Origin of the sequence: Pseudomonas sp. PDM18, from assembly GCF_014852585.1 — a bacterium.
Taxonomy (GTDB): Bacteria; Pseudomonadota; Gammaproteobacteria; order Pseudomonadales; family Pseudomonadaceae; genus Pseudomonas.
The window spans coordinates 41,553-54,593 of record NZ_JACVBX010000004.1 but is presented as its reverse complement, the minus strand read 5'-3'; the positions used below and the strand labels follow the sequence as shown (position 1 = coordinate 54,593).

The following is a 13,041-nucleotide window of genomic DNA, read 5'->3' as shown; positions in this document are numbered from 1 at the left end:
GAAAGAAAGAGCCTTGCCATGAACCCTGCCCTTGACTCGCTCCAGCCCTACCCCTTCGAGAAGCTCCGCGCACTGCTGGCTGGCGCCCAGCCGCCGGCGGAACTCAAGCCCATCGCGCTGTCCATCGGCGAACCCAAGCACCGCTCGCCCGACTTCGTGGCCAAGGCCCTGGCCGACAACCTCGACCAGTTGGCTGTCTACCCGACCACGCTGGGCATCCCCGCCCTGCGCGAAGCCATCGCCGCCTGGTGCGAGCGCCGCTTCAAGGTGCCAGCCGGCTGGCTGGACGCCGCGCGCCACGTGCTGCCAGTGAACGGCACCCGTGAGGCGCTGTTCGCCTTCACCCAGACCGTGGTGGACCGCAATGCCAAGGGCCTGGTAATCAGCCCGAACCCGTTCTACCAGATCTACGAGGGCGCAGCCCTGCTGGCCGGCGCCGAGCCGCACTACCTTCCGTGCCTGGAAGACAACGGCTTCAACCCGGACTTCGACGCCGTTCCGGCGGACGTCTGGGCGCGCTGCGAGATTCTTTTCCTCTGCTCGCCGGGCAACCCCACGGGCGCGCTGGTCCCGCTGGAAACCCTGAAGAAACTGATCGCCCTGGCCGACGAGCACGACTTCGTGATCGCCGCCGACGAGTGCTACAGCGAGTTGTACTTCGACGAACAGAACCCGCCGGCCGGCCTGCTGACCGCCTGCGCCGAACTGGGCCGCTCGGACTTTGCGCGCTGCGTGGTGTTCCACAGTCTGTCCAAGCGCTCCAACCTGCCGGGCCTGCGTTCAGGCTTCGTCGCCGGTGACGCCGAGGTGCTGAAGAAATTCCTCCTCTACCGCACCTACCACGGCTGCGCCATGCCGGTTCAAACCCAGCTGGCCAGCGTCGCGGCCTGGAAGGACGAGGACCATGTACGCGCCAACCGCGACCTGTACCGCGAGAAGTTCGATGCCGTGCTGGACATCCTCGGCGGCGTGCTGGACGTGCAGCGCCCGGACGGGAGCTTCTACCTGTGGGCGAAAACCCCGGTGGCCGATACCGAGTTCTGCCGTGGCCTGTTCGACCAGCAGCACGTCACCGTGGTGCCAGGCTCCTACCTGTCTCGCGAAGTGAATGGCGAGAACCCCGGCGCCAACCGCGTGCGCATGGCGCTGGTGGCTCCGCTGGCCGAATGCGTGGAAGCGGCCGAGCGCATCAAGCAGTACGTGCAGAGCCTCTAACCCTCTGCACTGGTCGGCCGGATAACGCGGCAGCGTTATCCGCCGTCCAGGTTCTCCGCCCTACAATCTGAACAATCCTTGTAGGAGCGAGGGGGGACGCCATCGTTATTGCTCGCGAACCGCCCAGCTCCGAATCCGTCGGGTAACTGGTTTCGCGAGCAAGCTCGCCCCTATGAAGAGCTCGTCACACCCAGCGCCCCGCCTTGCTGGTCACCCAGGCCTCCTGGTTATCCAGTTCGCCCAGCACCTCGCGCATGGTCTCGTCGTCGATCTCGTGTTCGCGGCGCATCCGATACAGCTCCAGCCGCTGCGCGCGCAGCGCTTTGATGCGTAGCGCCTGGTCGGCCAGCTCCAGTGCACGAGCACGCTCGCGGGCTTCCTTGCTGTCCGGCGCCGGGTCCAGCTCGTGGCGGTACTCGGCCATCAGCTTGGCCTTCATCTCTGCCAGCCGCGCCGTCTCATCGGCATCGCCGCCTCCTTCGCTGGCGGCCATTTCCTCGCCTTCCAGCATGTGAATGGCCGCCGCTGCCGTCTTGCGCCAGACCGCCTGGACCTCCAGCTCGCGCTGGTCGTTGCTGCGTACCGGCAGGCCGCGCAGGAGAATGGGCAGGCCGATGGTCGCCGAAAGGAGGGACACCAGGATCACCCCGGCGGCGATGAAGATGATCAGGTCGCGCTGCGGGAAGGCCGTGCCATCAAGCAGCAACAGGGGCACCGAGAGCACGCCCGCCAAGGTCACCGCCCCACGCACGCCGCCCAGCGCCGAGATGGCCGACAGCCGCAGCACCGGCTCGCCCGATTTGCCTCCCAGCTCGATGCCCCACCACTGCTCGAAGCGCACGGAGACCTTCCAGTAGCACCAGACCCAACCGAAGCGCAGCAGCAACAGCACCGCGTACACCGCCAGCACGTAGAACAGCAGCAGCGAAGAGCGCCACATCACATCGTCGGCGTGATGAGCGACGGATTTGAGGATGTCCGGCAGCTGCAACCCCAGCAGCAGGAACACCACGCCGTTGAAGGTGAACTCCAACATCGACCAGACGCTGCGGTTGAGCAGGCGGGTGTTGGTCTGCCGGGGTAGCAGGTCGACCCAGCTCTGCATCATGCCTGCCGCCACCGCCGCGAGGATGCCGGAGACGCCCAACTCCTCGGCGATCATGTAGCAGGCGAAGGGCAACAGCAGCATCAGCACCACGTGGGTAGCCGGATCATCCCAGCCGCGGCGGATCATCCAGGCGCGGATGCGCCCCAGCAGCCAGCTGAGAAAAACACCACTGGCGAGGCCGCCGACTGCCACCAGCAGGAAGCTCAGGCTGGCATCCATCAGCGAGAAGGTGCCGGTCAGGGCGGCGGCGATGGCGAACTTGAACGCCACCAGGCCGGAAGCGTCGTTCATCAGCGCCTCGCCCTGCAGCACATGCATCAGGCGCCTGGGCAGGCGATTCTGGGCGATGGCCGAGACTGCCAGCGCATCGGTGGGCGACAGCACCGCCGCCAGCGCGAATGCCGCGGCCCAGGGAACCTCGGGGATCAGCAGGTGGATGAACACGCCGCCGCCGACCACGGTGAACAGCACCAGGGCGAAGGCCAGGGTGAGGATCGGCCAGCGCATCTTCCAGAACTCGCCCTTGGGCATGCGCCAGCCATCGGCGAACAGCAGCGGCGGGATGAACAGGAACATGAACAGCTCGGGGTCCAGCCCCACGTGCAGCCCCAGGCTTGGCCAGGCCAGCGCGGCGCCGGCGGCGATCTGGATCAAAGGCAGGGGCAGCGGGATCAGCTGCGCGGCGAGCCGGGTTCCCCCTACGACCAGCAGCAGGATCAACACGGTGTAAACGGTTTGCATCGACGAACTCCAGCACAGCCATCCATTGAAGCACCCGGCGCGGGCCGGATCAGCCCCGCATCGGGCAAAAAACTGTTGCAATACGCCGGCCTCCCGGCGGCGTCCCGCAAGGCGCTGGGAAATGGCATAATCCCGCGCCTGAAAAATGTATCGAAAAGGAGTAGCGCCCCGTGAGTCAGCGGACGCTGTTTGGCATCAAGGCTTGCGACACCATGAAGAAGGCCCGCGTTTGGCTGGACGAACATGGCGTCGACTACGCCTTCCACGACTACAAGAGTAGCGGCATCGACCGCGAACACCTGCGCCAATGGTGCGCCGAGCATGGTTGGGAAACCGTCCTGAACCGCGCCGGCACCACCTTCCGCAAGCTCGACGACGCGCAGAAGGCCGATCTCGACCAGGACAAGGCCATCGAACTGATGGTCGCGCAGCCGTCGATGATCAAGCGCCCGGTGCTGGACCTGGGTGATCGCACCCTGGTCGGCTTCAAGCCCGACGCCTACGCCGCCGCACTGGCCTGAGCAACGCCACGATGAGCATCGCCTGGGCCCTGTTCCTCCCCGCCTGCTTCGCCCTGAATATGGCGCCGGGACCGAACAACCTGCTGTCGCTGAACAATGCCGCACGCTTCGGCCTGCTGCGCGCCACCGTTGCGGGCGGCGGCCGGCTGGTCGCCTTCGCCGGAATGCTGGCCCTAGCCGCTTCCGGCCTGGCGCTGGTGCTGCAGGCTTCGGCCTGGCTGTTCCTGGCGATCAAGCTGGTGGGCGCCGGTTACCTGTTGTGGCTCGCTGTACAGCTGTGGCGCGCCCCGACGGCGAACCTGTCGGTGGACGGCACCCCGGCTCCCGCCACCAGCCTGTGGCGCCTGGCTCGCCAGGAGTTCTGGGTGGCCGCTGGCAATCCCAAGGCAATCCTCATCTTCACCGCTTTCCTGCCGCAGTTCGTCGATCCGCGTCAGGCCGTGGGCGCCCAGTTCGCCCAACTCGGCGCAGCCTTCCTGCTTCTGGAATGGCTGGCCATCGCCCTTTACGGGCTCGCCGGGGTCCGCCTCGGCAAGCTGCTAGCCGGGGCACGCGCCCGGCGCCTGTTCAACCGTGGTTGTGCCGCGCTGCTGGGCAGCGCCGGGCTGGGCCTGCTGCTCAGCCGCCGTCCGGCCTGACCGAATTCGCTATTCGAGAATCTCTTTCAAGGAATCCCCCACATGTCGAAATCCCTGTTCAGCATCGCCTTCGGTGTCGGCACCCAGAACCGCCAGGGCAACTGGCTGGAAGTCTTCTACGCGCAGCCGCTGCTCAACCCCAGCGCCGAACTGGTCGCTGCCATCGCCCCGCTGCTGGCCTACGAAGGCGGCAACCAGGCGATCGCCTTCACCGCTCACCAGGCCTACCAGCTGGCCGACGCCGTCGAGACCGTCGACGCCGCCCAGGCCGCCCTGCTCAACCGCCTGGCCGAGAGCCAGAAGCCGCTGGTCGCCACCCTGCTGGCCGAAGACGCCGCCCCCAGCTCCACCCCGGAGGCGTACCTGAAGCTGCACCTGCTGTCGCACCGTCTGGTCAAGCCCCACGGCCTGAACCTGACCGGCATCTTCCCGCTGCTGCCCAACGTCGCCTGGACCAACCAGGGCGCCGTCGACCTGGCCGAACTGGCCGAGCTGCAACTGGAAGCGCGCCTGAAGGGCAAGCTGCTGGAAGTCTTCTCCGTCGACAAATTCCCGAAGATGACCGACTACGTGGTCCCGGCCGGCGTGCGTATCGCCGACACCGCCCGCGTGCGCCTGGGCGCCTACGTCGGCGAAGGCACCACCGTGATGCACGAAGGCTTCGTCAACTTCAACGGCGGCACCGAAGGTCCGGGCATGATCGAAGGCCGCGTCTCCGCTGGCGTGTTCGTCGGCAAGGGTTCGGACCTGGGCGGCGGCTGCTCCACCATGGGCACTCTGTCCGGCGGCGGCAACATCGTCATCAGCGTCGGCGAAGGCTGCCTGATCGGCGCCAACGCCGGCATCGGCATCCCGCTGGGCGACCGCAACATCGTCGAGGCTGGCCTGTACGTCACCGCCGGCACCAAGATCGCCGTGCTGGACGACCAGAACAACCTCGTGAAAGTGGTCAAGGGCCGCGACCTGGCCGGCCAGGCCGACCTGCTGTTCCGCCGCAACTCGCAGACCGGTGCAGTCGAGTGCAAGACCAACAAGACTGCAATCGAACTGAACGAGGCGCTGCACGCGCACAACTAAGCTGGGCGCCCCGCTCGCGCGGGGTACGCACTAAGCTTTGAGAAGCGGGGGCTGCGGCCCCCGTTTTCCATTCTCCACAACCGGCCGCACGCCCATGCCCATTCCCTCGCCCTGGCGCACCGACTTCCCGGCCCTCGCCGCCTTCGAGGCCGAAGGCCAGACCTACCTCGACAGCGCCGCCACCGCGCAGAAACCGCGCGCCATGATCGACGCCCTCGCCGGCTACTACGCCAACGGCGCCGCCAACGTGCACCGCGCCCAGCACCTGCCCGGCGAGCGCGCCACCCGAGCCTTCGAGGCGACCCGCACGCTGGCCGCCAACTGGCTCAATGGCGGCAGCCCGGCGCAGATCATCTTCACCCGCGGCGCCACCGAGGCGCTGAACCTGCTGGCCTACGGGCTGGAAGGCCGGTTCCGGGCGGGCGACGAGATCGTCGTCAGTGCGCTGGAACACCACGCCAACCTACTGCCCTGGCAACAACTGGCGCAGCGTCGCGGCCTGAAGCTGGTAGTGCTGCCGCTGGACGCTGACGGCCGCATCGATCTGAACCGCGCCGCGAGCCTGATCGGCCCGCGCACCCGCCTGCTCACCGTCAGCCAGCTGTCCAACGTGCTCGGCACCTGGCAGCCGCTGCCGGAACTGCTGCAGATGGCCCGCCAGTACGGTGCATTAAGCGTGGTCGATGGCGCCCAGGGCGTGGTCCACGGCCGGCACAACCTGTCCGCGCTGGGCTGTGACTTCTACGTCTGCTCCAGCCACAAGCTCTACGGCCCGGAAGGCCTCGGCCTGCTCTGGGGCCGCCCGGAAGCGCTGGAGCGCCTGGCGCACTGGCAGTTCGGCGGCGAGATGGTGCGCGTGGCGGACTACTTCGACTCGCAGTTCCACAGCGCGCCCATGGGCTTCGAGGCCGGCACCCCGCCTATCGGCCCGGTGATCGCCCTGGGCACCACGCTGGAATGGCTGGCCGCGCAGGACCGCGCCGAAGTCAGCGCCCACGAGGACTTCCTCCATGCCCGCCTGCTGGCCGGCCTGCGCGCCCGTGACGGGGTGCGCGTGCTGGGCGCCCCGGAAGTGGCGCTGGCCAGCTTCGTGGTCGAGGGCGTGCACGTCTCCGACCTCGGCCACCTGCTTACCGAGCAGGGCATCGCCGTGCGCGCCGGGCACCACTGCGCCATGCCGTTGATGAAGACCCTGGATGTCGCGGGCGCCCTGCGCGTCTCCCTTGGCCTGTACAACGACGGCGCGGATATCGAGCGCTTCTTCAGCGCGCTGGACAGCGCCCTGGAGCTGCTGCGATGAGCCTGCCCGTCGCAGCCGGCGAAGCGCTGCAGGCATTCATTTCCCTGCAGGGCTGGGAACAACGGGCCCGCCTGCTGATGCAGTGGGGCGAGCGCCTGGAGCCGCTGAGCGAAGCCGAGAGAAGTGACGAGCAGCGTGTGCAGGGCTGCGAGAGCAACGTCTGGCTGGTGGCGGATCGGCGCGACGAGCGCTGGCACTTCCGCGCCTACAGCGATGCGCGCCTGTTGCGTGGGCTGCTGGCGTTGCTGCTGGTGCGGGTAGATGGCCTGCCGGCGGACGAGCTGGCCACCATCGATCTGCCGGGCTGGTTCGAACAACTGGGGCTGGGCCGGCAACTGTCGCCGTCGCGCAGCAACGGCCTGAATGCCGTGCTGAAACGGATGCAGGAACTGATCGGAGATTTGTAGGAGCGAGCTTGCTCGCGAATCGCTTGATTCCGTAGCTGCCGGGAAACCCGTTCGCGAGCAAGCTCGCTCCTACAGATAGCTCTATTCCGCAACGCGCTCCGAAGGCCGCCGCGCCCCGGCCACGATCTTGTCCACAGCCCGCGCCGCCGCGACCATGCCGAAGGTCGCGGTGACCATCATCACCGCGCCGAAACCGCCGGCGCAGTCCAGTTTCACTCCCTCGCCGACGAAGCTCTTGGACTGGCACACGGTGCCGTCCGGCTTGGGGTAGCGCAGCTGCTCGGTGGAGAACACGCACTGCACGCTGTAATGCCGACCGGGCGTGCGCGAGAAGTTGTAGTCGCGGCGCAGCGTCGAACGGACCTTGGCGGCCAGCGGGTCGTTGAAGGTCTTGTTCAGGTCGGCGACCTGGATCTGCGTCGGGTCCACCTGCCCACCCGCGCCACCGGTGGTGATGATCTGCAGCTTGCGGCGCTTGCACCAGGCAATCAGCGCGGCCTTGGCGGCAACGCTGTCGATGCAGTCGATCACGCAGTCCAGCTCCGGGGTGATGTAGTCCGCCATGGTCTCGCGGGTAACGAAATCGGCTACGGCGTGTACGACGATGCCCGGGTTGATCGCCTTCAGGCGCTCGGCCATCACCTCGACCTTGGGCTTGCCCACGGCGCCCTGGATGGCATGCACCTGGCGGTTGGTGTTGGTGACGCAGACGTCGTCCAGGTCGAACAGCGAAATCTCGCCCACGCCGCTGCGCGCCAGGGCTTCGGCCGCCCAGGAGCCAACGCCGCCGATCCCGACCACCGCCACATGGCTGGTCGCCAGCCGCTCCAGGCCCTCACGGCCGTACAGCCGCGCGATTCCGCCGAAACGCTGTTCATCCAGTTGCATCGCCCACACCTCATCTCGAAACGGCCGGCATTCTATAACGACCGGCCTACTGTAACGACCGGGCTCCCATAACAATCAGCCTGGGCCTGCCTGCAACAAAGCCCAATTGCCGCAGTCTCAGTCACGCGCCTGCCACACATTCTAAACTGTCGGAAAATGCCCACGAACGCCCATGCGGCGGAAGGTGCCGGCAACCTGTACAGCCTCCGGAGTGCGGGGTAGGATGCGCCCCGACCGAGCTATCCCGTACAGAGATTGTCCCGGCCCCTCCCCGTTCCACCCTTTGGAACCCGATCGCACCATGCCTGCACGCAAGTTCGGCCTCAACCTGGTGGTGTTCGTTGCCCTCGCGGCACTCTTCACCGGCTTCTGGGCCCTCTATAACCGTCCCGTCAGCGTTCCCGACTGGCCGGAAAGCATTTCCGGATTCTCCTTCTCGCCCTTCCGCCTGAACCAGAATCCGCAGAAGAACCAGTTCCCCAGCGACGACGAGATCCGCTCGGACCTGGAACTGGTCTCCAAGAGCACCGACAACATCCGCACCTACTCGGTGAAGGGTTCGCTGGCGGATATCCCGCGCCTGGCCGAAGAGCTGGGCATGCGCGTCAGCCTCGGCATCTGGATCGGCCCGGACGAAGCGGAGAACGAAGCCGAGATCGAGCGCGGCATCGAGATCGCCAACAACTCGCGCAGCGTGGTGCGGGTGATAGTCGGCAACGAAGCGCTGTTCCGCCGCGAGGTCACGGTCGAGCAACTGACCGCCTACCTGGACCGCGTGCGCAAGGCGGTGAAGGTGCCGGTGACCACCGCCGAGCAGTGGCACATCTACGAGAAGTACCCGGAGATGGCCAAGCACGTCGACCTGATCGCCGCCCACGTGCTGCCCTACTGGGAATACACGGCGATGAACGATGCCATCCCGTTCGTCCTCGAACGCGCCAAGGAGCTGCGCGCCAAGTTCCCGCGCAAGCCGCTACTGCTGGCCGAAGTCGGCTGGCCGAGCAACGGCCGCATGCGCGGCGGCGCCGACGCCACCCAGGCGGACCAGGCCATCTATCTGCGCACGCTGACCAACGCACTGAACAAGCGCGGCTACAACTACTTCGTCGTCGAGGCCTTCGACCAGCCGTGGAAAGTCGGCGACGAGGGCTCGGTGGGCGCCTACTGGGGCGTCTACAACGCCCAGCGCCAACCGAAGTTCAACTTCGACGGGCCGGTGGTGAACATTCCGCAGTGGCGAGCCCTGGCAGTCGCCTCGGTGGTGATGGCGCTGCTCGCCTTGACCCTGCTGATGATCGACGGCAGCGCCCTGCGCCAGCGCGGGCGGACCTTCCTCACCGTGGTCGCCTTCGCCGGCGGCTCGGTGCTGGTGTGGATCGCCTACGACTACAGCCAGCAGTACAGCACCTGGTTCAGCATGACCGTCGGCGGCCTACTGGGCATCGGCGCACTGGGCGTGTTCATCGTCCTGCTCACCGAAGCCCACGAACTGGCCGAGACCGTCTGGGTACGCAAGCGCCGCCGGCCGTTCGATCCGGTGCTCGCCGATACCGGCTACCGGCCCAAGGTCTCGGTGCACGTACCCTGTTACAACGAACCGCCGGAGATGATGAAGAAGACCCTGGATGCGCTGTCCAGGCTCGACTATCCGGACTTCGAAGTCCTGATCATCGATAACAACACCAAGGACCCGGCCGTTTGGGAACCGGTGCGCGACTACTGCGAAGTGCTCGGCCCGCGCTTCCGCTTCTTCCACGTCGCGCCGCTGGCCGGCTTCAAGGGTGGCGCGCTGAACTACATCCTGCCGCACACCGCACCGGACGTCGAAGTCGTCGCAGTGATCGACGCCGACTACTGCGTCGAGCCGAACTGGCTCAAGCAGATGGTGCCGCACTTCAGTGATCCGAAGATCGCCGTGGTGCAGTCTCCGCAGGACTACCACGACGGCGAGGAAAACCTCTTCAAGAAGCTCTGCTACGCCGAGTACAAGGGCTTCTTCCACATTGGCATGGTTACCCGCAACGACCGCGACGCGATCATCCAGCACGGCACCATGACCATGATCCGCCGCACCGTGATGGACGAGCTGAAATGGGCCGACTGGACCATCTGTGAGGACGCCGAACTGGGTCTGCGAGTGTTCGAGAAAGGCTACTCGGCCGCCTACTCGCACCAGAGCTTCGGCAAGGGCGTGATGCCTGACACCTTCATCGACTACAAGAAGCAGCGCTTCCGCTGGGCCTACGGCGCCATCCAGATCATGAAGGGCCACGCCCGCGCGCTGTTCCAGGGCAAGGACAGCAAGCTCACCCTCGGCCAGCGCTACCACTTCATCGCCGGCTGGCTGCCGTGGATCGCCGATGGCATGAACATCTTCTTCACCGTCGGCGCGCTGCTCTGGTCCTCGGCGATGATCATCGTGCCCAAGCGGGTCGACCCGCCGCTGCTGATCTTCGCCATCCCGCCACTGGCGCTGTTCTTCTTCAAGTTCGGCAAGATCATGTTCCTCTACCGCCGCGCGGTGGGCGTGAACCTGCTGCGCTCGTTCCAGGCAGCCGTGGCCGGCCTTGCGCTGTCCCATACCATCGCCAAGGCGGTGCTCTACGGGACGTTCACCAAGACCATCCCGTTCTTCCGCACGCCGAAGATGGCCTCCAACCACGGCCTGCTGGTCGCACTGGCCGAAGCCCGTGAGGAGGTATTCATCATGCTGCTGCTGTGGGGCGCGGCGCTGGGCATCGTGCTGGTGCAGGGCGTGCCGAGCCGCGACATGATGTTCTGGGTCGCCATGCTGCTAGTGCAGTCGCTGCCCTACCTTGCCGCCCTGGTGATGGCGATGCTGTCCGCGGCGCCCAAGGCCCAGGAAGCGCCGGTAGCCAGCTCGGCGACACCAGCGGCCTGACCGCCCATCCGTAACCAAGAACGCCGGCCATGCGCCGGCGTTTTTGCTTTAAGATGGGCGCCTTTTTCCGTTCCACCCCAGGATGCCCTCAATGTCCCTCTCGCCGACACTGGCCCTCGCCTGCGAGCTGATTCGCCGTCCCTCCGTCACACCGGTCGATGCCGACTGCCAGCAGTTGATGATGCAGCGCCTGGACGCCTGCGGCTTCGCCCTGGAGCCCATGCGCATCGAGGATGTGGATAACTTCTGGGCCCTGCGCCAGGGCCGCGACGGCGCCAACGGCCCGGTGCTGTGCTTCGCCGGCCACACCGACGTAGTCCCCACCGGCCCCGAGCAGGCCTGGCAGCACCAGCCGTTCGACGCTCTGATCGACGCCGACGGCATGCTCTGCGGCCGTGGCGCGGCTGACATGAAAGGCAGCCTGGCGTCGATGATCATCGCCACCGAGCGCTTCGTCGCCGACCACCCGGACCATCGCGGTAGCATCGCCTACCTGATCACCAGCGACGAGGAAGGCCCGGCCCATCACGGCACCAAAGCCGTGGTCGAACGCCTGAAGGCGCGCAACGAGCGCCTGGACTGGTGCATCGTCGGCGAGCCGTCGAGCACCACCCTGGTGGGTGACATCGTCAAGAACGGCCGTCGCGGCTCCCTCGGCGCCACCCTCAGCGTGCGCGGCAAGCAGGGCCACGTGGCCTACCCGCACCTGGCGAAAAACCCGATCCACCTCGCCGCCCCGGCCCTTGCCGAACTGGCCGCCGAGCACTGGGACAACGGCAACGACTATTTCCCGCCGACCAGCTTCCAGATCTCCAATATCAATGGCGGCACCGGCGCGACCAACGTTATCCCCGGCGAGCTGAAGGTGATCTTCAACTTCCGCTTCTCCACCGAATCCACCGTCGAAGGCCTGCAGCAACGCGTCGCGGCGATCCTCGACAAGCACGGCCTGGACTGGCACATCGACTGGGCACTGTCCGGCCTGCCGTTCCTCACCCAACCGGGTGAGCTGCTCGATGGCGTGGCGGCGGCGATCCGCGCGGTCACCGGCCGCGAGACTACTCCGTCGACCTCCGGTGGCACCTCCGACGGCCGCTTCATCGCCACCATGGGTACCCAGGTGGTCGAACTCGGCCCGGTGAACGCCACCATTCACCAGGTGGACGAACGCGTGCTGGCCAGCGACCTCGATGTGCTGACCGAAATCTATTATCAGACCCTGGTGCGACTGCTGGCATGAGTGGACCGAACAAAGGCTTTTGCCTGGGCGCCGTACAGCCCGATACCCCGCCGCCCGCACCAGCCGCCGAGCGGCGCTATTCCCTGCGCGTTTATCAGATTGCCCAACGTCGTCGCTCCCTGCCCACCGTGCTGCGTAATGACCTGCCGCAGCCGCTGGTGCCTGCGCCGGTGACGAAGTGATGCTGATCTGTCCGCTGTGCCGCGAGGCGCTGACTGAAGTCGACAACGGCGTCGCCTGCTCCGCCGGCCACCGCTTCGACCGCGCCCGCCAGGGTTACCTGAACCTGCTGCCGGTGCAGCACAAGAAGAGCCTCGACCCGGGCGACAACGCCGCCATGGTCGAGGCACGCCGGCACTTCCTTGGCGCCGGCCACTATGCTCCGCTGGCCAAGCGCCTGGCCGAACTGGCCGCCGAGCGCGCTCCAGGGCGCTGGCTGGATATAGGCTGTGGCGAGGGCTATTACACCGCACAACTCGGTGAGGCCCTGCCGCAGGCCGACGGCTATGCGCTGGATATCTCCCGCGAGGCCGTCAAACGCGCCTGCAAGCGCGCTCCGCAGCTGACCTGGATGGTCGCCAGCATGGCCCGTGTGCCGCTGGCCGATGCTTCCTGCCAGTTGCTGGCCAGCGTGTTCAGCCCGATCGACTGGAAGGAAGCGGCTCGCCTGCTCACTCCCGGCGGCGGCGTGTTGCGCCTGGGCCCGGCGCGCGACCACCTGCTGGAACTGCGCCAGCGCCTGTACGACGAAGTTCGCGAGTACGTCGAGGACAAGCACCTCGCGGACCTGCCCGAAGAGCTGAAACTGGCGCACACCGAACAACTGAGCTTCAAGCTGCCGCTGCACACCCGCGAAGCCCGCGAGCACCTGCTGGCGATGACGCCCCACGGCTGGCGGGTCAACCCCGAGCGGCGCGAGCGCATCCTTGCCGAGCCCTTCGAGGTGACGGTCGCGGTACGCTACGATTGGCTGGAACGCCAAGAACCCTGAAGCCGGCCCCAGG

The 13,041-nt window shown here is 66.8% G+C and carries 12 protein-coding genes; 10 read left to right on the top strand and 2 right to left on the bottom strand.

What is annotated here, in order from left to right:
- The first annotated feature begins 18 nt into the window (after positions 1–18).
- Positions 19–1,215, top strand: a complete 1,197-nt coding sequence (gene dapC, locus IB274_RS10275) for a succinyldiaminopimelate transaminase (RefSeq protein WP_192431843.1) — start codon at positions 19–21, stop codon at positions 1,213–1,215.
- A 184-nt stretch (positions 1,216–1,399) separates the two neighbouring features.
- Here dapC and IB274_RS10270 read toward each other — a convergent pair whose 3' ends face one another.
- Positions 1,400–3,064, bottom strand: a complete 1,665-nt coding sequence (locus IB274_RS10270; protein WP_192431842.1) for a Na+/H+ antiporter — start codon at positions 3,062–3,064, stop codon at positions 1,400–1,402.
- A 170-nt stretch (positions 3,065–3,234) separates the two neighbouring features.
- Between IB274_RS10270 and IB274_RS10265 the strand changes: the two genes are divergently transcribed.
- The 5 genes from IB274_RS10265 to IB274_RS10245 all read left to right on the top strand — a co-directional run bounded on the left by IB274_RS10265 (position 3,235) and on the right by IB274_RS10245 (position 7,007).
- Entirely contained in the window at positions 3,235–3,585 is a 351-nt protein-coding gene (locus tag IB274_RS10265) for an ArsC family reductase (protein WP_192431841.1), read from the top strand.
- 11 nt (positions 3,586–3,596) lie between these two features.
- Positions 3,597–4,223, top strand: a complete 627-nt coding sequence (locus IB274_RS10260; protein ID WP_192404103.1) for a LysE family translocator — start codon at positions 3,597–3,599, stop codon at positions 4,221–4,223.
- 42 nt (positions 4,224–4,265) lie between these two features.
- Complete coding sequence (gene dapD, locus IB274_RS10255; RefSeq protein ID WP_081517880.1) at positions 4,266–5,300, top strand: 2,3,4,5-tetrahydropyridine-2,6-dicarboxylate N-succinyltransferase; 1,035 nt, start codon at positions 4,266–4,268, stop codon at positions 5,298–5,300.
- 94 nt (positions 5,301–5,394) lie between these two features.
- A complete protein-coding gene (locus IB274_RS10250) occupies positions 5,395–6,600 on the top strand; it encodes an aminotransferase class V-fold PLP-dependent enzyme (RefSeq protein ID WP_192431840.1) in 1,206 nt (401 codons plus the stop codon).
- Positions 6,597–7,007 (top strand): SufE family protein, encoded by a 411-nt coding sequence (locus tag IB274_RS10245; RefSeq protein ID WP_192431839.1) that lies wholly within the window; start codon positions 6,597–6,599, stop codon positions 7,005–7,007. The genes IB274_RS10250 and IB274_RS10245 overlap by 4 nt, the downstream gene beginning before the upstream one ends.
- A gap of 81 nt (positions 7,008–7,088) precedes the next feature.
- On the opposite strand, the gene tcdA is transcribed toward IB274_RS10245, so the two are convergent.
- Entirely contained in the window at positions 7,089–7,895 is an 807-nt protein-coding gene (tcdA, locus tag IB274_RS10240) for a tRNA cyclic N6-threonylcarbamoyladenosine(37) synthase TcdA (RefSeq protein ID WP_192431838.1), read from the bottom strand.
- A gap of 301 nt (positions 7,896–8,196) precedes the next feature.
- Here tcdA and IB274_RS10235 point away from each other — a divergent pair, with 301 nt between their 5' ends.
- From IB274_RS10235 to IB274_RS10220, 4 genes are all read left to right on the top strand, one after another.
- Positions 8,197–10,797 carry a glycosyltransferase gene (locus tag IB274_RS10235; RefSeq protein ID WP_192431837.1) on the top strand — a complete coding sequence of 867 codons (2,601 nt, stop codon included), beginning with the start codon at positions 8,197–8,199 and terminating at the stop codon, positions 10,795–10,797.
- Between the two features lie 82 nt (positions 10,798–10,879).
- Entirely contained in the window at positions 10,880–12,037 is a 1,158-nt protein-coding gene (dapE, locus tag IB274_RS10230) for a succinyl-diaminopimelate desuccinylase (RefSeq protein WP_192431836.1), read from the top strand.
- Positions 12,034–12,219: a hypothetical protein gene (locus IB274_RS10225; RefSeq protein ID WP_192431835.1), complete on the top strand. Its 186-nt coding sequence runs from the start codon at positions 12,034–12,036 to the stop codon at positions 12,217–12,219. The genes dapE and IB274_RS10225 overlap by 4 nt, the downstream gene beginning before the upstream one ends.
- Positions 12,219–13,028 carry a putative RNA methyltransferase gene (locus tag IB274_RS10220; RefSeq protein WP_192431834.1) on the top strand — a complete coding sequence of 270 codons (810 nt, stop codon included), beginning with the start codon at positions 12,219–12,221 and terminating at the stop codon, positions 13,026–13,028. The genes IB274_RS10225 and IB274_RS10220 overlap by 1 nt, the downstream gene beginning before the upstream one ends.
- Positions 13,029–13,041 lie beyond the last annotated feature (13 nt).